General features: G+C 65.3%; 20 protein-coding genes. 10 read left to right on the plus strand and 10 right to left on the minus strand.

The genetic code is table 11. The annotated features are described in order from the left end of the window. Nucleotides 1–59: 59 nt before the first annotated feature. Both AC07O3_RS08000 and AC07O3_RS08005 read left to right on the plus strand, forming a co-directional pair. The gene (locus tag AC07O3_RS08000; RefSeq protein ID WP_495339027.1) at nucleotides 60–362 is read left to right on the plus strand and encodes a hypothetical protein; all 303 of its coding nucleotides are present in this window, start codon (nucleotides 60–62) and stop codon (nucleotides 360–362) included. A gap of 124 nt (nucleotides 363–486) precedes the next feature. Then, nucleotides 487–1,149, plus strand: coding sequence for a carboxymuconolactone decarboxylase family protein (locus AC07O3_RS08005; RefSeq protein ID WP_495339028.1), 663 nt, complete (start codon nucleotides 487–489; stop codon nucleotides 1,147–1,149). A gap of 65 nt (nucleotides 1,150–1,214) precedes the next feature. On the opposite strand, the gene AC07O3_RS08010 is transcribed toward AC07O3_RS08005, so the two are convergent. Next, nucleotides 1,215–1,691: a MarR family winged helix-turn-helix transcriptional regulator gene (locus AC07O3_RS08010; protein ID WP_495339029.1), complete on the minus strand. Its 477-nt coding sequence runs from the start codon at nucleotides 1,689–1,691 to the stop codon at nucleotides 1,215–1,217. Between the two features lie 124 nt (nucleotides 1,692–1,815). Between AC07O3_RS08010 and AC07O3_RS08015 the strand changes: the two genes are divergently transcribed. From AC07O3_RS08015 to AC07O3_RS08035, 5 genes are all read left to right on the plus strand, one after another. Further along, complete coding sequence (locus AC07O3_RS08015; RefSeq protein ID WP_495339030.1) at nucleotides 1,816–2,553, plus strand: SDR family oxidoreductase; 738 nt, start codon at nucleotides 1,816–1,818, stop codon at nucleotides 2,551–2,553. Between the two features lie 95 nt (nucleotides 2,554–2,648). Beyond that, nucleotides 2,649–3,335, plus strand: a complete 687-nt coding sequence (locus AC07O3_RS08020) for a response regulator transcription factor (protein ID WP_426388673.1) — start codon at nucleotides 2,649–2,651, stop codon at nucleotides 3,333–3,335. Continuing rightward, nucleotides 3,304–4,683 carry a sensor histidine kinase gene (locus AC07O3_RS08025; protein WP_495339031.1) on the plus strand — a complete coding sequence of 460 codons (1,380 nt, stop codon included), beginning with the start codon at nucleotides 3,304–3,306 and terminating at the stop codon, nucleotides 4,681–4,683. Before AC07O3_RS08020 ends, AC07O3_RS08025 begins: the two co-directional genes overlap by 32 nt. Nucleotides 4,684–4,868: 185 nt before the next feature. After that, the gene (locus AC07O3_RS08030; protein WP_495339032.1) at nucleotides 4,869–5,873 is read left to right on the plus strand and encodes a glycosyltransferase family 2 protein; all 1,005 of its coding nucleotides are present in this window, start codon (nucleotides 4,869–4,871) and stop codon (nucleotides 5,871–5,873) included. Then, nucleotides 5,873–7,411 carry an ArnT family glycosyltransferase gene (locus AC07O3_RS08035; RefSeq protein ID WP_495339033.1) on the plus strand — a complete coding sequence of 513 codons (1,539 nt, stop codon included), beginning with the start codon at nucleotides 5,873–5,875 and terminating at the stop codon, nucleotides 7,409–7,411. The genes AC07O3_RS08030 and AC07O3_RS08035 overlap by 1 nt, the downstream gene beginning before the upstream one ends. A gap of 543 nt (nucleotides 7,412–7,954) precedes the next feature. Here the strand turns inward: AC07O3_RS08035 and AC07O3_RS08040 are convergent. The 7 genes from AC07O3_RS08040 to mltG form a co-directional block, all read right to left on the minus strand. Then, a complete protein-coding gene (locus AC07O3_RS08040) occupies nucleotides 7,955–8,170 on the minus strand; it encodes a DUF4124 domain-containing protein (protein WP_256329306.1) in 216 nt (71 codons plus the stop codon). Further along, nucleotides 8,164–8,844 carry an ankyrin repeat domain-containing protein gene (locus tag AC07O3_RS08045; RefSeq protein ID WP_495339034.1) on the minus strand — a complete coding sequence of 227 codons (681 nt, stop codon included), beginning with the start codon at nucleotides 8,842–8,844 and terminating at the stop codon, nucleotides 8,164–8,166. The genes AC07O3_RS08040 and AC07O3_RS08045 overlap by 7 nt, the downstream gene beginning before the upstream one ends. Then, nucleotides 8,841–9,647: a TatD family hydrolase gene (locus tag AC07O3_RS08050; RefSeq protein ID WP_495339035.1), complete on the minus strand. Its 807-nt coding sequence runs from the start codon at nucleotides 9,645–9,647 to the stop codon at nucleotides 8,841–8,843. Before AC07O3_RS08050 ends, AC07O3_RS08045 begins: the two co-directional genes overlap by 4 nt. Before the next feature lie 74 nt (nucleotides 9,648–9,721). Beyond that, nucleotides 9,722–10,099 (minus strand): PilZ domain-containing protein, encoded by a 378-nt coding sequence (locus AC07O3_RS08055; RefSeq protein ID WP_093056792.1) that lies wholly within the window; start codon nucleotides 10,097–10,099, stop codon nucleotides 9,722–9,724. Further along, nucleotides 10,096–11,109 carry a DNA polymerase III delta subunit-related protein gene (locus AC07O3_RS08060; RefSeq protein WP_093056793.1) on the minus strand — a complete coding sequence of 338 codons (1,014 nt, stop codon included), beginning with the start codon at nucleotides 11,107–11,109 and terminating at the stop codon, nucleotides 10,096–10,098. The genes AC07O3_RS08055 and AC07O3_RS08060 overlap by 4 nt, the downstream gene beginning before the upstream one ends. Further along, nucleotides 11,106–11,762, minus strand: a complete 657-nt coding sequence (gene tmk, locus AC07O3_RS08065) for a dTMP kinase (protein WP_495339036.1) — start codon at nucleotides 11,760–11,762, stop codon at nucleotides 11,106–11,108. Before tmk ends, AC07O3_RS08060 begins: the two co-directional genes overlap by 4 nt. After that, entirely contained in the window at nucleotides 11,759–12,784 is a 1,026-nt protein-coding gene (mltG, locus tag AC07O3_RS08070; protein WP_495339037.1) for an endolytic transglycosylase MltG, read from the minus strand. Before mltG ends, tmk begins: the two co-directional genes overlap by 4 nt. Before the next feature lie 125 nt (nucleotides 12,785–12,909). Between mltG and ygfZ the strand changes: the two genes are divergently transcribed. Both ygfZ and AC07O3_RS08080 read left to right on the plus strand, forming a co-directional pair. Next, nucleotides 12,910–13,836 (plus strand): CAF17-like 4Fe-4S cluster assembly/insertion protein YgfZ, encoded by a 927-nt coding sequence (gene ygfZ, locus AC07O3_RS08075; protein ID WP_373423591.1) that lies wholly within the window; start codon nucleotides 12,910–12,912, stop codon nucleotides 13,834–13,836. Nucleotides 13,837–13,983: 147 nt separating this feature from the next. After that, nucleotides 13,984–14,901: a hypothetical protein gene (locus AC07O3_RS08080; RefSeq protein WP_495339038.1), complete on the plus strand. Its 918-nt coding sequence runs from the start codon at nucleotides 13,984–13,986 to the stop codon at nucleotides 14,899–14,901. A 2-nt stretch (nucleotides 14,902–14,903) separates the two neighbouring features. Here AC07O3_RS08080 and AC07O3_RS08085 read toward each other — a convergent pair whose 3' ends face one another. Together AC07O3_RS08085 and AC07O3_RS08090 are read right to left on the minus strand one after the other, a co-directional pair. Beyond that, nucleotides 14,904–15,794, minus strand: a complete 891-nt coding sequence (locus AC07O3_RS08085; protein ID WP_093173503.1) for a YbgC/FadM family acyl-CoA thioesterase — start codon at nucleotides 15,792–15,794, stop codon at nucleotides 14,904–14,906. Continuing rightward, nucleotides 15,791–16,705 carry an alpha/beta hydrolase gene (locus AC07O3_RS08090; RefSeq protein ID WP_495339039.1) on the minus strand — a complete coding sequence of 305 codons (915 nt, stop codon included), beginning with the start codon at nucleotides 16,703–16,705 and terminating at the stop codon, nucleotides 15,791–15,793. Before AC07O3_RS08090 ends, AC07O3_RS08085 begins: the two co-directional genes overlap by 4 nt. Before the next feature lie 141 nt (nucleotides 16,706–16,846). Here AC07O3_RS08090 and gbd point away from each other — a divergent pair, with 141 nt between their 5' ends. Then, nucleotides 16,847–17,983, plus strand: coding sequence for a 4-hydroxybutyrate dehydrogenase (gbd, locus tag AC07O3_RS08095; protein ID WP_093074169.1), 1,137 nt, complete (start codon nucleotides 16,847–16,849; stop codon nucleotides 17,981–17,983). Nucleotides 17,984–18,062: the final 79 nt, after the last annotated feature.

The following is an 18,062-nucleotide window of genomic DNA, read 5'->3' on the forward strand; positions in this document are numbered from 1 at the left end:
GTTCAAGCCGAGGCGTCCTCCACTTCAAAGAGAAATAAATGATCAATAAAAGATATGCGTTGTTGCTGTCGTTCCCGCTTGTCCTGCTCGGGACGGGTTGCTCGAACATCCCTAAAAGCGGCATGCCGGAATCGCAGTTTTCCTCGCTCGATTGCCGGGCCATCGCAGACCAGCTGGCGCAAGAGCAGGTGACGCAGGAGCGTGCGGCGCAAGCCAAGAGCAACTCCTGGAAGGTCGTCATACCTTTTGCCATTGCCGCTCGCTACATCGATGCATCGAGCCACATGAACGAATCGGAGCGCAGAGCCACCTTGCTGGCGCAAGAGCGGCAATCAAAGAGCTGCAACCAGGTTTCGGGCTGACGCTGTCGCGCTGAGCGATACAACGCACGTTAAGCGCCGCACCGCGGCAGCCATGGCCGCCGCTATGGCCTCGGGGCTGACGGCTTCCGTCGGCCATGCATCGCAAAACCAGGAGTCGACCCGCATGACAAATACATCCCCCTCCGAAACCTTGTCGGCCGCACAGCAGGCCATCGTGCCGATCGCGGCTTTCGCAGCCTCCGGCGACATTGCCAAATTGAACGCAGCACTGAACGAGGGGCTGGACGCCGGCCTCGCGGTCAGCGATGCCAGGGAAGTGCTGGTGCAGCTCTATGCCTATGCCGGCTTTCCGCGCAGCCTCAATGCGCTCACGGAACTGATGAAGGTCGTGGAGGCGCGCAAGCAGCGCGGCGTGAAGGATGCGCCGGGCCACGCGCCTGGCCGCCCGATTCCGAAGGGCGATGCCCTGCTGGCCGCGGGAACCGCGAACCAGACCAAGCTGTCGGGTGCGCCGGTGCAGGGGCCGCTGTTCGACTTCGCGCCCGTGGCGAACGAATACCTCCGCACCCATCTGTTCGGCGACATCTTCGAGCGCGACAACCTCGACTGGCAAAGCCGCGAGGTCGCCACGGTCAGCATGCTGGCCGCGCTCGCGGGCGTCGAGTCGCAGTTGCAGGCACACATCCGCATCAGCATGAACGTCGGCCTGTCGGCGCAGCAACTGCAGCAACTCGGGCAGCTGCTGGCCGATCGCGTGGATGCCGACAGCGCCCGGCGTGCGCGCGAGGCGCTGGCGCGGCACCTGGCGACGCAACCCGCGGGTTGAAGTGATTGGAAGGAGTCCACACATGGCCGAACCCCGCGATGTCCCGATCAATCCGCTGACCACAGTCAGCTTGGCTCGTCCTCCTCCGTGTCTTGCTCCAGCTTCTGTCGCAGCGACGCCATGATCGTTTGCATCGTCTTGAGGTCGCCCACGGCAATCCCGTCCGAGAGGCTGTTGATCCATGGAGCCTGCAATGCCATTGCGTCAGCGTAGACCTGCCTTCCCTTGTCGGTCAGGACCACGAGCTGCGCCCGCCGGTGGTGAGGATTGGCCTCGAATGCGACCAGCGCTTCCTTTTCGAGGTCGTTGACGATCCGCTGCACGTTTTGCCGATTGGCACCCAGGTTGCGGGCGAGCCATGCCACCGGCTGCGGGTGTTCGCCCTTGAAGATGGTGCCGAGGATCTGCCAGCGGGCGCTTGTCAGTCCGAGCGGCGCGACCAGCCGGTCGCCAGCTGTCAGCAGGCGGCTGTTGAGCCTGAACAGCTCGAGCATCAAGCTGCTCATCGCTTCGCCGGAGGGGGTTCGCTTTGCTTTTGCCATAGGTCTCTATAAATCCATATTGACAATATGATGTCATATTGGCATCATTTGATCGTATCAGAACGACAGTCAGGGAGCCATCGAGGGCGATGGACCCCGCGTTCTCGCTTCAAAGGACCAGAGCATGACATTGCGCGACAGCACGATCCTCGTTACCGGAGGCTCAAGCGGCATCGGATTGGCGCTTGCGCAACAACTTCTTCAGCGTGGCAATCGAGTCATCGTCTGCGGCCGGGGCGCAGAGGCGCTGGCTCGCGCGCAAGCGATCGAGCCAGCGTTGATCACGCGAATCTGTGACATCACGAACGCCGAAAGCCGAAGGGCGCTGGTCGATTGGATTGCTGCCGAGCACCCGGACCTCAGCGTCGTCTTCAACAATGCCGGCGTTCAATCGCGCCGCAGCTTCACCGGAGATCACGCGCTGGACGACCTGGAGCAGGAGGTTGCGATCAACTTCACCGCGCCGGTGCAACTCATCGGCGAGCTCCTGCCGCTGCTGCGCGGGCAAGAGCGGGCTGTCATCGTCAACGTCACGTCCGGACTGGCCTTTGCGCCGATGGCCGATGTTCCCGTGTACTGCGCCACCAAGGCTGCGCTTCACTCGTTCACTCTCAGTCTGCGGCATCAACTTCGCCACACCGCGGTCAAGGTGGTGGAGTTGGCGCCTCCCATCGTCGACACCGCGCTGGGTGGCGATACCCGCAGCGACGGCACGAAGAGCGCCGGAATGATGAGCCCGGAAGCGTTCGCATCCGAAGCGTTGATGCTCCTCGACGAGGGCCGCGACGAAGTACTGATCGGGCAGGCGATCGGTACGCGCCAGCACGGCGAGGCGCTGTTCCAGCGCATGAATGGCAGTTGAGCCTATCCGGCCGCTTTCTGACGCCGCGCCATCCCTTGCTCGTCGATGCGACATGAACGTTGACGAGCGCTCCCGAGCTTTCCGCATCGCTGCCGATGAATCGAATTCTCCTGGTCGAGGACCATGAACGGCTGGCCCGGCTCACATGCAGCGGGCTTGAAGCGGCAGGCATTGCGGTCGACGTCGTTCATCGCGGCGACGCCGCATGGGCGGCCCTCCAGCAAGTGCCCTACGGCGCGCTGGTGCTCGACCGGGGACTGCCCGATGGAGACGGGCTGGCCTTGCTGCAACGCCTGCGTGCGCGCGGATTCGGTGTGCCGTGCCTTGTCTTGACGGCGCGCGATGCCTTGCGCGATCGGGTGGAAGGGCTCGAGTCCGGCGCCGACGATTACCTTGCCAAGCCGTTCGCGATGGACGAGATGGTGGCCCGCGTGCGGGCACTGCTGCGCCGCCCAACGGCGTGCCGGCCGCTCGATCCCGCGCACGGCGATCTCCAGTTGAAGCCCGCCGATGGAAGCGTGTGTTGCGGCGATGAGCGCGCGGCATTGGCGCCTGCGGAGATGCAGATACTGCTCCTCCTGATGCACAACGGCGGCGAGACGGTGCGCCGAGCCGCGCTGGAGGCGGCAGCGTGGGGATTGGGGGAAGCCGTCACGCCGAACGCGTTGGATGTGGCGCTGCACCGGCTTCGCCGAAAACTGCTCGCCATCGGCTCGCGGCAGCGAGTCGTCAACGTGAGAGGGCTGGGCTATGCGCTTCGCGAAGCCGGCGTGGCTGCATAGCCTCAGCCTGAAAATCCTGCTGGCGTTCGTGGTCGGCGTAGTGCTGAGCATCGTGTTGATCGCGTCGATCGCCATCACCGTGCTGACGGTGCGCAGCGATCTCCTGTTCGTTGCCGATCTGGTGGGACGCGCCGAAGAACTCGCGGGCGCATTGCAGTTCGACGACTCGGGAACGCCCGTCGGGTTCGATGCGCGTGAACGCGGTGCGGACTGGATGTACGAGAGCCTCAGGCAAGAGGTGGCTTACCGCGTCCTCGATGCCTCCGGCAAGACCGTGATGTCGTCCGCGTCGGGCGAAGCGTTCTGGGCGGGGGCAGCCCCGCAGGGGGAACGCGGATATTTCAAGTTCGAACACAGCGGGATGCCGATACACGGCGCCACCGTGCCGGTGGAGCACGCCGGCCGGAAGTGGTTCCTGCAGTTCGCCGCGAGCACACGGTTTGGAGATCTCGTGCATCGGCATTTCGTGCTGCCGTTCGTGGCCGCCGGGATCGCCGTGTTCAGCCTCGTCCTGCTCATCGTGTTCGGTGCATGCGCGTACCTGGTCCTGGGCTACACGCTCAAGCCACTGCGAAATGTGGCGGCTTCCGCAGCGGCGATTGCCCCGAGGTCCATCCATGCCCGGCTACAGGTCGATGGCGTTCCATCCGAGATCGTGCCGCTCGTGGAAAGCTTCAATCGCGTGCTCGAACGGCTGGAGCACGGGTTTCGCATCCAGCAGGAATTTCTTGCGACGGCAGCGCATGAGCTGAAGACGCCGCTCGCGTTGATCCGCGCACAAATCGAATTGAGCGAATCAGGTGTGGGCCGCGAGTCATTGCTCAAAGACGTTGAACACATGGCGCGCCAGGTGCAACAGCTGCTGCACTTGGCCGAGGCCAGCGAGGTTCAGAACTACAGCTTCAAGGAAGTTGATGTGCAGGAGGTCGTGAAAGAGGGCGTCGCCTACCTGGAGCGCATGGCCAAGGCAGCAGGCGTACATCTTTTGGTGCAACTCCATGGCGAGGCGGTTCACTGGACCGCCGATCGGGGCGCACTTTTCACGGTGCTGAAGAACCTCATGGAGAACGCGATCCAGCACGCACCGCGAGGCACCAAGGTAGCCGTCGAGGTGGGCGCCGAGGCAATGGCGGTTCGGGATTGGGGACCGGGCGCAGATCCGGCGCAGCTTTCGATGATGTTCACGCGTTTCTGGCGTGGCCCACATCGGCGTGACCATGGCGCCGGCCTTGGCTTGGCCATTTGCCAGGAAATCGCGCAGGCGCATGGATGGAAGCTGTCCGCAGAAGACGCCGAACCGGGCATGAGATTTCTGCTGGCCCGTTCAGGTGCGCAAGGGCGGCCGTAGCTGCGCGAGGGGCGGGGCAGGGCCGGTAAGTCGCCGGAAAGTCTTCCAGGCAGAGGATGCGGAAATCCTGTTGTCCTGGTGCGATTTCAATGCTTCACTCTGTCGGCTCAAGTTCCCCTTATCGCGCGCGCTCCGATCGGTTCTATTCGCCTGGCCGCACTGTCGGTGGGCCGCCAACAAACGCCGTGTGGGGCCGGCCGGGGAGGGCGACTCCGCGTCCGGCTGCCGCCGTAACGCTCAGTGTTGTGGTTCCGGTTTTCAACGAAGAGGCGGTGCTGGTCAAATTCCAGCGTCGCCTGACCGCTGTGCTGGCAGACCTTGGCGTGGCGTACGAAATCATCTACATCGACGACGGAAGTACCGACCAGACCATTCATCTGCTGAAGCGCCTGCAGCGCAGCCACCCCGGAACCTCCTATGCACGTCTGACCCGGAACTTCGGCAAGGAAGCGGCGATGAGCGCAGGGCTGAAACTCGCAACCGGTGAGGCGGTGGTGGTCATCGACGCCGACTTGCAGGATCCTCCCGAGCTCCTTCCCGCGATGGTCGCGGCCTGGCGCGGCGGTGCCGACGTGGTGAACATGAGGCGGCGAGTGCGCCTGGGCGAATCCTGGTGGAAGCGGACCACCGCCAGCGCGTTCTATCACCTCATCGAGCGCGTGAGCGATGTGCCGATCGCGCGAGACGTGGGTGACTTCCGCTTGTTCAGCCGCCGGGCGGTCGACGCCCTCAACCAGTTGCCCGAACGCGGGCGCTTCATGAAGGGGCTGTTCGCCTGGGTTGGCTTTCCGCAGGCAACCATCGACTACGAGCGTTACGCTCGCGCGGCCGGCGAGACCAAATGGCCTTTCCTCAAGCTCATCGGTCTCGCCTTCGACGGCATCACCGCGTTCTCGGCCGCGCCGCTGAAGGTGGCCACGCTTCTCGGCCTCGCGAGCGCCGGCAGCGCCTTCGCATATGCAATCTTCTTTTTCCTCAAGGCGCTGATTCTTGGCGATGCGGTGCAGGGCTTCCCGACCTTGATTGTGAGCATGCTGTTCCTTGGCGGGCTGCAATTGCTGTGCATGGGAATGCTCGGCGAATACGTGGCGCGCATCTTCACCGAGACCAAAGGTCGCCCGATCTACCTGATCGACGTCTACGAGCCGGCGACGGTGCCGTCCAAGTCGAAATCGAACGCTGCTCGCTGATGTCGCGCCTTCTTACCGACACCCGGCAGGCGCTGGGCACGGCGACCACCTGCATCCTCGTTTTTCTCGTTGCACTGCGCCTGGTTTCTCTGGCGGGCTATCCGCTGATGGACACCACCGAGGGACGCTATGGCGAGATCGCGCGAAAAATGGCGGAGCGCGGGGACTGGATCACGCCTTGGTTCACCGATGGCACGCCGTTCTGGGGCAAGCCGCCGCTGGCCTTCTGGCTCTCCGCAGGGAGCATGCAGATCTTCGGAGCCAACGAGTTCGCCGCGCGTTTGCCTCACTTTCTGATGGCCGTTGCGATTGCCGTGCTCACGTACGACTGGGCGCGGTGCGCCGGGATGCGGCGGCCCGCCTATGTGCTGCCCTTGCTCGCCACCACGGTCCTGTTCTGGACGGTCTCCGGCGCCGTGACGACCGACATGGCGCTGTGCCTGGGCACGGTGCTGTCGATGCGCAGCTTCTGGTTGGCGCTGCAAGGGCCGGCCGAGCACCGCGAGCGCGAGGCGTGGCTGTTCATCGCCGGGCTCTGGATCGCTCTCCTGGCGAAGGGCCCTGTGGGATGCGCGCTGATCCTGTTGCCTGCCGGAGCCTGGTCCTTGTGGACGCGTCAGGCGCGAAGGGTGTGGCAGGCCGCGCCGTGGATGCGAAACGGTGTACTGCTCCTGGCCCTTGCTGCCCCCTGGTATGTGCTCGCCGAAACACGCACGCCCGGTTTCCTCGACTACTTTTTCATCGGGGAGCACTGGAACCGATTCGTCGTTTCGGGTTGGCAGGGTGACCGCTACGGTTCGGCGCATGCCTTTCCCCGCGGCACCATCTGGCTCTTCCTGGCAGGTGCATTTCTTCCGTGGAGCATCGTGGTGCCGCTTGCCGCCTGGCGCACGCGGCGCAGGAGCACAGGTTCGCCGGCAGATGGCGCGGACGCGCGGCGGTCGTTCGTTCTCTATCTGCTGGCCTGCGGTCTCGCGCCGTGCGTGATCTTCACGGCTGCCGGCAATATCCTCTGGACCTATGTGCTTCCAGGCCTGCCGCCGCTGGCGTTGTTGGCCGCGCTCTGGTTGAATGATCGCGACGACGGCGTTGCGCGCCGGCTGCTGTTTGCCGGAACGCTCGTCGCTACCGTCTTGTTTGCGGGATGGTTGCTCAATCTCACCGCAGGCGGCCGTGCTGAAGCCAAATCGGCCAAGGCAGTGGTGCAGTTGTACCGCGCCCAACTGCGATCGGAAACGCCACTGGCGTTCGTGCAGGAGCGCATGTTCTCCGCTGCGTTCTATTCAGGCGGGCGAGCACTGCACATTGCCGACCCGCTGCGGCTTGCGGATAAGCGATCACAGGAGTCCCTGTTCGTCGCAGTACCGCATTCGGTACTGGGGCAACTGCCCCAGGCCGTCTTGCCATGCCTGCAAGTCGCAGGCGACGCCGGGAGCTACCGCCTTTTTCTGCGCACGCCGTGCACTGAGCCGCGCCTTGCCATGAAGTCGAGCGGCGACGCCATTGAAGAGGGCGGGGACAGCGAATGGAGGAACTGAATCTTTTCCTGTTCCTGTGGATCGCCTCCACCAGCGCACGGACGGCTTGGGTTGAGCACGGCGGGTGGCGCTCGACTTTCTGGTGATGACGAGCAGGAGTAGGGCGCAGTCGCGCACGCTGCACAAAGCTCATGCCGGTGGCAAGGAACTTTGCCTTCGGGCACGATGACGCCATCTTCTGTGCCCACGGTTTGTTCCAACGCTGTAGCAACTTCCAGCCTGTCTGGCAACCGTCCGATCTTAGGACGCCCCAGCGTTTGCGCTCTTTAGATGATCTCCGGGGAAAGGATTTGCCGGGCCAGTGGCTGGGTCACGTCGCCATTTCATTCCCTGGCCCTCAACCCAAAAACGCAGTTGGTCCGCAGAGAGGCCCTTGCTGCGTAAGCGTACGGCCCAGAGTGGACTGGCCCGACGGTGGAACGGGCATGACCAATGGCAAACGCATCTCACCCTAGCCACGAAGGACTCGACGCGTGTGGCATTTAACATAATGCACATTGTGTACAGAATAAAGAACTCAACAAGCGACCACCAACCGCTGTCTTAGCGCTTCGGCGCCCCCCCAGAGCCTCTGCCTTCGTAATTCACACCCTTCGTCTGTTTGATCTCGATCTTCTTTGCATCCGGACAAGGCTCATTCGAGTAAACGACCTTGCCACCCTGAACGCACTTGTAGATCGCGTGCTGTGCCATCGCGCCGGATGCAAGGCCCATCATCGTCAAGCCGACCGCCAACTTGGCGCCTGCCTGTCTCACCATTTGCCGTCCTTGGGTATTGCCTTGGGCGCATTGGCCCGTGCCGCCGCAGCCGCGGTGATCATCGCCGCGGTGTCCGATCGGTTCACCTTGTTCGCGAAGTCGACGGCTGTCATGCCCAGCTGGTTCTTCATCGTCGTATCGGCGCCCTCGGCCAGCAGCAGCTTCACCGCTTCGCTCGAACCGTACATCGCCGCCATCATCAGCGGCGTGGTGCCATTGGGCGATTGCGCGTCTATGAAAGCGTAGTTGTCGAGCAGCACCTTCATGATGGTCAACTGGCCGCTGGTGGCTGCGTAATGCAGCGGCGTCCAGCCCGTCTTGTTGACTGCCGCGTCGCGCTTCAGCAGTTGCGTGACCAGGTCCTGCTGGCCCTTGATCGCGGCCAGCATCAACGGGGTTTCATCCTTGGCGTTGGCCAGATCCACGTTGGTCTGCGGCGACTCGATCAGCACCTGGATGACCTTCGGCGACGGCTCGCGCAGTGCGATCAGCAAGCCGGTCTGGCCGTGTTCGTCACGCGTGTTCGGGTCGAACCCGCGCTGCAGCAGGCTGCGCACGCTGCTGGCGTTGTCGCCACGCACGGCCCGGAAGAAATCCTCGAACGAGCCTGCGTGTGCTGCAAAAGATGCAGTAATGACAACGAGATAAATCGACTTCTTAATGTAGTTTTTCATGATTTGACGTCCCTGAACAATGTTTCGAAGTTGTCGCTCGTCGCCTTGGCGATGGCCTCTACGGGCACTTTTCGCAGCTCGGCGATCTGTTGCGCCACGAATGGCACATACGACGGATTGTTGGTCTTGCCGCGGTACGGCACGGGCGCGAGATAAGGGCTGTCCGTCTCGATCAGCATGCGATCCAGCGGTACGAAAGCGGCCACGTCGCGCAAGTCCTGGGCCTTCTTGAAGGTCAGGATGCCGGAGAACGAGATGTAGAAACCGAGGTCGAGCGCCGCGCGCGCCACCTCAGCGGTTTCGGTGAAGCAATGGAACACGCCGCCGGCCGCGTTGCCGCCGCCGTCCTCGCCCTCCTCCTTCAGGATCGCCACCGTGTCGGCCGAGGCCTCGCGGGTGTGGATCACCAAGGGCTTGCGGGTCTGCTGCGCGGCGCGGATGTGCACGCGAAAACGGTCGCGCTGCCATTCCATGTCGGCAATGCTGCGGCCTCCCTTGCGTTCTTCCATCTGGTAGTAGTCGAGGCCGGTCTCGCCGATGGCAACCACGCGCGGCCGGGCTGAAAGCCGCACCAGGTCTTCGACGCTGGGTTCGGCGATGTCCTCGTTGTCGGGGTGCACGCCCACGCTGGCCCAGAAGTTGTCGTAGCTGGCAGCAAGGGCCTGCACTTCATCGAACTCTTCGAGCTTGGTGCAGATGCAAAGCGCCCGGTCGACCTGCGCGGCGGCCATGGCGGCGCGGATCTGCGGCATCTGGTCCGCGAATTCGGGAAACGTGAGGTGGCAGTGAGAGTCTGTAAACATGGCGCTGATTGTCGGGCCCATGCCAGAAATACCGCGAACACCGGCTTTGCCGGGTCGCAGCGAGGAGAAGCCGATCAGATAGTTTGCGTGGGGCGGTCGGACGCCATCGAGCCACCCAATGCTGCCTCGATGCGCGCCTTCAACTGGCGCGACTTTTCGTCGGACGGAAAACGGATGCCCACGCCAGGCGCCCGGTTGCCAGCCGCGCGCGATGGCGTGATCCAGGCGACCTTGCCGGCCACCGGATAGCGCTGCGGGTCTTCCGGCAGTGTCAAAAGCACGTAGACGTCGTCGCCGAGCCGGTATTCGCGGGTGGTCGGAATGAAGATGCCGCCCTCCGCGAACAGCGGAATGTAGGCCGCGTACAGCGCACCCTTTTCCTTGATGGCGAGCTGGATGACGCTCGGCCGGGCGGGCGTGGCGTTGGCGGCGGGGGCTGTGGGTTGATTCATGGGCGACGAGCGGCAGAGTTTAGGGTGGTTCGCGCTTCGCTCACAAGCGCTTCCAGCATGAGGCCCGCATTGAACGGGTGTTCCGCGGTTCTTGCGGCGCTTGCAAGCGACTTCGACCAGCGCGCCAGCGCCAGCCGGGACGGGGCCGCAGGCAAATCGGCAGCATCGAAAAACCGGGGTTCGGCACCGTTGCCGACAGCCATCAGGTCGTGGCAAAGCTTCTGCAGCGCACCGACGGCCTGCGCCGGCGCGTGATCGGCCAGAGCACCCACGTCGCCGCGCGTCATCGCCTTGGGAAGCAAGGCCCATGCCTTGGGTGACTGGCCCGAGCGCGCAAGCCGCAAGGCGTCGCTTGGCCGGCCGCCGGCAGCGCGCAGCAGGGCGGCCGCATCGGCGGCGGGCACGTCTTGCGCGGCCAGCCAGGCTTCGGCCTCGGCTGTTTCGGGCCACGGCAGCGTGAAACCCAGGCAGCGGCTGCGAATGGTCGGCAGCAGTTGCCACGCAGCCTCGCTGGCGAGCACGAAGCGCACGTCGCCGACCGGCTCCTCGAGCGTCTTCAGCAGCGCATTCGCGGTGATCGTGTTCATGCGCTCGGCCGGATACACCAGCACCACCTTGCCGCGGCCGCGCGCGCTGGTGCGCTGAGCGAAGCCGACCGCATCACGCATCGCCTCGACGCGGATTTCGCGGCTGGCCTTGCGCTTCTTGTCGTCGATGTCGGCCTGCGCCTTCTCGTCGAGCGGCCAGTTCAGCTCCTGCATGGCGACTTCGGGCATCAGCACGCACAGGTCGGCGTGGGTGCGGACCTCGATGGCATGGCAGCTGGCACAGTGGCCGCAGGCGGTGCCCTCCTCGGTCGGCTGCTCGCACAGCCACGCGGACGCGAGCGCCAGCGCCAGTTCGTACTGGCCGATGCCGGAGGGGCCTTGCAGCAGCCAGGCATGGCCGCGCTGGCGCAGCAGTTCCGCGAGCGGCCGGCGCAGCCAGGGAGTCAGTGCCGGAGCGCTCATCGGATGACACCACCATTCAGCACGCCACGCGCCACCAACGCCGTTTCAACCTGCTGCCAGACCTGGTCGCGAGACTGGCTGGCGTCGATGCGCACGAAGCGCTTCGCATCGGCAGCCGCACGGGCCGCGTAGCCCTGGGCGACGCGGCTGAAAAACTCGACAGGCTGAGCTTCGAACTTGTCGGGCACGCGGGCCCCGGCCAATCGTTGTGCAGCAATCTCGGGCGCAAGGTCGAACCACAGCGTGATGTGCGGCTGCAGCAGCGTCGCCCTGCCCGCCTCCGCCTGCACCCACCGCTCGAGCGTCGACAGCACGGCTTCATCGAAGCCACGTCCTGCGCCCTGATAGGCAAAGGTCGCATCGGTGAACCGGTCGCACAGCACCACATCGCCACGCGCCAGTGCCGGCTCGATGACCTGCACGATGTGATCGCGCCGCGCCGCGAACACCAGCAGCGATTCGGTCAGCGGGTCCATCGGCTTTTCGAGGATCAGCCCACGCAGCGTCTCGGCCAGAGGCGTGCCGCCGGGCTCGCGCGTACGCACGACTTCACGGCCCTGCGCCCTGAACAGCGCTTCCAGCGCATCGAGATGGCTCGACTTGCCGGCGCCATCGATGCCTTCCAGCGTCAGAAACAGACCGTTGTCACTCATTGGGTCGCCTTCGGTTTGTTGGGACTGCCGCCGCCGCGCTGATATTGGTTGACCGCGCGGTTGTGGTCGTCGAGCGAACTGCTGAACTGGCTGGTGCCGTCGCCGCGCGACACGAAGTACAGCGACTTGCTCTGCGCCGGCTGCACCGCCGCCAGCAGCGCGGCCTTGCCAGGCATGGCAATCGGCGTGGGCGGCAGCCCGCCGCGGGTGTAGGTGTTCCAGGGCGTATCGGTCTGCAGGTCTTTCTTGCGCAGGTTGCCTTCAAAGGCCGTGCCCATGCCGTAGATCACCGTCGGGTCGGTCTGCAGCGGCATGCCGATGCGCAAACGGTTGGTGAAGACGGCCGCGATTTCCGCGCGGTCATTGGCCTTGCCTGTCTCCTTTTCGACAATACTGGCCAAAATAAGCGCCTCATCGGCCGATTTCAGCGGCAGATCGGAGGCGCGGGCGGCCCAGGCGGCTTCGAGCTTCTTGTCCATGGCCCGCATCGCGCGCTGCAGCAGGGCGACGTCGGTCGAGCCCTTCGAGTAGGTGTACGTGTCCGGGAAGAAGCGCCCTTCCGGGTGCATGCCCGGCTTACCGAGCTTGGCCATCAGCGCTTCGTCGGTCAGGCCCACGCTGTCGGGCTTGAGCTGGTCGGCCTTGGCGAGCGCAGCGCGCACCTGCCGGATGTTCCAGCCCTCGACCAGCACCAGGCTGCGCGTGGCCTCCTCGCCGCGCACCAGGATATTGAGCAGCAGCTTGGGCGTAATGCCGCGCTCCAGCTCGTAGCTGCCGGCGCGCATCTGGCGGTCTTGCCCCGAAACGCGGAACCACAGGTAGAGCAGTTGCGGCTGCACGTCGACGCCCGTGTCGGCAACGGCCTGCGCAATGCCGCGCGGCGTGGTGCCGGGCTCGACCGACAGATCGACGGTGGGCGCGGGCAGTTTGAGCGGCTGGTGCACCCACCAGAGGCCAGCGCCGCCGAGCGCAAGCGCAATCAGGGCGGCGAGCAGGAAAAGCGTGAGGAAGAAGCTGCGCACGGATCCGATGTGGGGATGACGGGGAAAAGCCGGAGGAGGAGATGAAAAAACCGGTGGCCTTGCAGGTTGCAGGGTGGGAGCCCCTGCCGACCCGAAGGAACAGGCACGGCCATGATAATTCAGCGATGACCACTGTCGTTCTCAATGGCGTGACCGCCCTCTCCCACCTTGGTGTGATCCGTGCAGAGGGCCCCGATGCCGCCAGCTTCCTGCACGGCCAGCTGACACAAGACTTCTCGCTGCAAGGCGCCTCCGACGCCCGCCTGGCCGCGCTGTGCACTGCCAAGGGCCGTGTGATCGCAAGTTTCATCGGCATCAAGCCGCAACCCGAACTGATCTTGCTGGTGTGCAGCCGCGACATCCTGGCCGCCACGCTCAAGCGCCTGTCGATGTTCGTACTGCGCGCCAAGGTCAAGCTGACGGACGCCACGGAACAGTTCGCGCTGTACGGCCTGGCCGGCACGGCATTGACCGGCAACGGCCTCGACGCCGCCGCGCTGCCCGGCAAGCGCACGGCAGTCGGCGACGAGGTCAGCGCCGTGTCGCTGTACCCCGCCGACGGCGTTCCGCGCGCGCTCTGGATCGCGCCGGCCGGCCATGCTGCCCCCGTGGGTCCGGCAGTCGACGCCAGCCTGTGGCAATGGAGCGAAGTCCGCAGCGGCATCGTGACGCTGACCACGCCGGTCATCGAAGCCTTCGTGCCGCAGATGATCAACTACGAATCGGTCGGCGGCGTGAACTTCAAGAAGGGCTGCTACCCCGGCCAGGAAGTGGTCGCGCGCAGCCAGTTCCGCGGCACGCTGAAGCGCCGCACCTACCTCGTGCAGGCCGATGCCCCCGTGTCCGCCGGGCAGGAAGTGTTCGCCGCCGGCGACGCCGATCAGCCCGTGGGAACCGTAGCGCAAGCTGCGCCGGCTCCCGATGGCGGCTGGTCCGCGCTGATCTCCATGCAGATCGCCGCGCTCGAAGCCGGTGGCTTGCGCGTCGGATCGGCCGACGGCGCAGCCCTCACCGTCGAGCCGCTGCCCTACCCCTTGCTCGAAGACATCTGAGCCCCTTACCCCCAACGCCCTTGAAGAAAAGGGGCGCTCGGCGCTATCGAACAGATAGCGCCATTTTTTTGCGCGTCGTTTAACCCTGCCGCCGATGCTGCGCCGTAGAAGCCTGCACCGATCAACTCCTGGCAAGGAAGACACACCATGAAGCGCAGATTCTTCTCCACCGCCCTGGCCCTGAGCGCCGTGGCTTCGTTCTCGGCCTGCGCGCAGAGCCCAGAGCGGTCTTACGCTCCGCCCACGCCGTCCAGCCGCATCGGCTCGCTGATGCAGATCAGCGTGGTCGACCGCGGTACCGGCGCGGAACTGCCGATCTACCGCCACCGCGGCGAATACTGGGTGGCCGGCCGTCCCGGCGCGCGCTATGCCATCCGGGCGCGCAACGCGATGGGCGAACGCATCATGGCCGTGATGTCGGTGGACGGCGTCAACGTCGTCACCGGCGAAACCGCGGGCGTCGGGCAGAACGGCTATGTGTTCAGCGCAAGCGAGCGCAGCGACATCACAGGCTGGCGCAAGAGCGACTCGCAGATCGCGGCCTTCGAATTCGCAGCGGCCGGCAACTCCTACGCAAGCCGCACCGGCCGGCCCGACGACGTCGGCGTGATCGGCGTCGCAATGTTCCGCGAGCGCATGCCCGAGCCGCTTCCGCCCCCCATCACGCCATACCCGCGCCGCGACGAATACGGCAAACGCGAGCGCCGCAGCGAGTCATCGTCGTCGTACCAAGGTGATGCGCGTGCGAAGGCCGGCTCGGCAGACAGCGCACCCGCTGCGGAGGCGTCCGCCTCGGGCAGCATGGCTCGCCAGGCAGCCCCAAGCCCGAGCCTGGGCACCGCCCACGGCCGCCGCGAGACCTCGTACGTTGGCAAGACCACCTTCGAGCGCGCGCAGTCCTCGCCCGACGAGGTGGTGCGCATCCGCTACGACAGCCGCGAGAACCTCGTCGTCGCGGGCGTGATTCCGGTGCCGCCTCCGCCGCGCTGGCCGCGTCCCGCGGGCCCATCGCCGTTCCCGGGTTCGGACCCGGGCTACGTGCCGGACCCACCCAGCCGCTATTGAAGCTATTGAGAAGAAGAAAGAAGAGACCGACGCATCTCGATATGCGGGATGCCGGCCTCTTCGAAGCCATCGCCATGCGGCACATAGCCCAGCCGCGCATAGAAGCGCTCGGCGCTGCGCTGCGCGTTCAGCGCCACCACGCTGTCGCCGCGGGCCCTGGCGGCCTCTTCGAGCACCTGCATCACGGCAGCGCCGTGCCCGCCGCTGCGCAGGTTGCGATGTACCGCCATGCGCCCGATGTGCGAGACGCCGTTCTCGGCCGGCAGCAACCGGCCCGTGGCAATGACCTGCCCGATGCGGTTGCGCGCCACCGCGTGCAGCACCACGGCATCGTGCTCGTCCCACTCCATCGCTTCGGGAATGTTCTGCTCCTCGATGAACACCGCGCGCCGCAAAGCGCTCGCGCCTTCGCCCAGCGTGGCCCAGTCGCCCGTCTCGACGGTGCTCATGCGCTCGCCGGCCTCATAACCGGTCAGCACCTCGCGCAGCGGCGCCGGCACCGGCTTAGAGGTCTGCGTGGCCGGGTCGGCGAACACATAGACCAGCTCGCAGCCCACCAGGAACTGGTCCTGCCGGAACAGCCCGCCCTCGAACACCATCGACGAATTGCCGATGCGCGTGCAGCGCATGCCCACGTCGAGCACGTCGTCCATGCGGGCCGAGGCCCGAAAGTCGATCGTGGCTTTGCGTACGTAGAGATCGCCCCCGAGCGCGTGCATCGCCTCTTCGTACGGCAGCGCCAGCGCGCGCCAGTAGTCCGCGATGGCGGTGTCGAAGTACATCAGGTAGTGCGCGTTGAAGACGATCTTCTGCATGTCGACTTCGGCCCAGCGCACGCGCAGGCGGTGGAAGAAACGGAAATCCTTGCGTTGGGTAGCTGTTGTGTCGCTCATGGTGTCAGTGCTTCTTTGAGTGCCCGGGCCGCATCGTCCTGCGCCTGCAGCGCCTCGGGTATCGCCCGGCCCATCTTGATGAATTCGTGGATCACGCCCCGGTAGATTTCCAGGTCGACCGCCACGCCGGCAGCGCGCAGCTTGTCGGCATAGGCAATGCCGTCATCAACCACCGGGTCGCATTCGGCCAGACCGATCCAGGCCGGCGCCACGCCGTCGACGTCGTCGGCCAGCAGCGGTGCAAAGCGCCAGTCGTCGCGGTCGGCCGGCGTGCGCACGTATTCCGCGAAGAAGAAATCGATCATCGCCTTGGTCAACAGCGGGCCGTTGACGTGGCGAAGGTGCGAGGCCGTGTCCTGATGGGCTGTCATGCCGGGGTAGATCAGCATCTGCAGCGCGAGCGGCAGGCCGGCATCTCGCGCAAGGATCGCGCAGACGGCCGCGAGCGTGCCGCCGGCGCTGTCGCCGCCTACCGCCAGGCGCCGCGTGTCGACACCGACGCGTCTACCCTCGTGGGCCAGGAAGGCGAAGGCGTCCCATGCATCATTCGACGCCGTCGGAAACTTGTGCACGGGCGCGAGGCGGTAGTCCACCGACACCACCGCGCATCCGCTCTTGGCGCTCAGCACGCGGCACAGCGTGTCGTGCGTGCGGATATTGCCGACGGTGAAGCCGCCGCCATGAAAGTACATCAGCGCGGGCAGCACATCGGTGGACGGCGCATACAACCGTGCCGGGATCGCGAAGTCGTCGCGCGCGGGAATGGTGAAGTCTTCCACCCGCGCCAGTTCGGGCTTGGGCACTTCGAGCACGCCCGCGCCCTTTTCGTAGGAGGCCTTGGCCTCCTCGGGCGTGAGCTGGTCGAGCGTGGGGTGGCCGGCGCGCGCCATGCGCTCGACAACGCTGGCCATCTTCGGGGTAAGTCGTATGGCGGGAGGTGTTCCCGGCGCGACAGCGGCAAGGGTTTCTTTCGTGTGCAAGACTGATCGCTCTTGTTAGATTTGGCTGGTCGGCAATCGTACTGCCCCGGACTCCCGGAGGCCTTCATCCCCATGGCACTCATCCAATACCTCACCCAGATCCAGTTCGAGTTCGGCGCGATCAAGCTGTTGTCCAGCGAATGCGCGCGCATCGGCATCAACCGCCCGCTGATCGTGACCGATGCAGGCGTACGCGCAGCCGGCGTGCTGCAGAAGGCGCTCGACGCCATCGCTGATCTCGAGGTTTCGGTTTTCGACCAGACGCCTTCCAACCCCACCGAAGCCGCGGTGCGTGCGGCCGTCGAGTTGTATCGCAGCGGCCGCTGCGACGGCCTGATCGCCGTGGGCGGCGGCTCCGCCATCGACTGTGCCAAGGGCGTCGCCATTGCGGCCACGCATGAGGGCCCGCTCAAGACCTACGCGACCATCGAGGGCGGCTCACCGAAGATCACCGATCGCGCGGTGCCGCTGATTGCGGTGCCCACCACCAGCGGCACCGGCAGCGAGGTGGCTCGCGGTGCCATCGTCATCGTCGACGACCATCGCAAGCTCGGCTTTCACAGCTGGTTCCTGATGCCCAAGGCCGCGATCTGCGACCCCGAGCTCACGCTGGGCCTGCCGCCCAGGCTCACGGCCGCCACCGGCATGGATGCCATTGCGCACTGCATGGAGACCTTCATGTCGGCCGCGTTCAATCCGCCGGCCGACGGCATCGGCCTCGACGGGCTCGAGCGCGCCTGGGGCCACATCGAGCGCGCAACAAAAGACGGCAGCGACCGCGAGGCTCGCCTGAATCTCATGAGCGCCTCGATGCAAGGCGCCATGGCCTTCCAGAAGGGCCTGGGCTGCGTGCATTCGCTGAGCCATAGCCTGGGCGGCGTCGATCCACGCCTGCACCATGGCACGCTCAACGCCCTCTTCCTGCCTGCCGTGATCCACTTCAATTCGGGCGCGGAATCGGTGCAGAAGGAACAGCGCCTGCAGCGCATGGCGCAGGCCATGCACCTCGATTCGGCCGGTGATCTCGGCGACGCGATCCGCGACATGAACGCACGCCTCGGCCTGCCCAAGGGCCTGGCTGAAGTGGGCGTAACGCCCGCGCTGTTCGAGAAGATCATCGACGGCGCAATGGCCGACCACTGCCACAAGACCAACCCGCGCCTGGCCACGCGCGACGACTACAAGGCCATGCTCGAAGCCTCGATGTAAGGGCTTCTTCTACGCGTTGTTTCAGAGGAGAAAGGCGCCCTTCTGCGCCCCTCGCGTCATTTATGTGACATAAGGAATT

Source organism: Variovorax sp. GW821-FHT09D05, assembly GCF_059416325.1.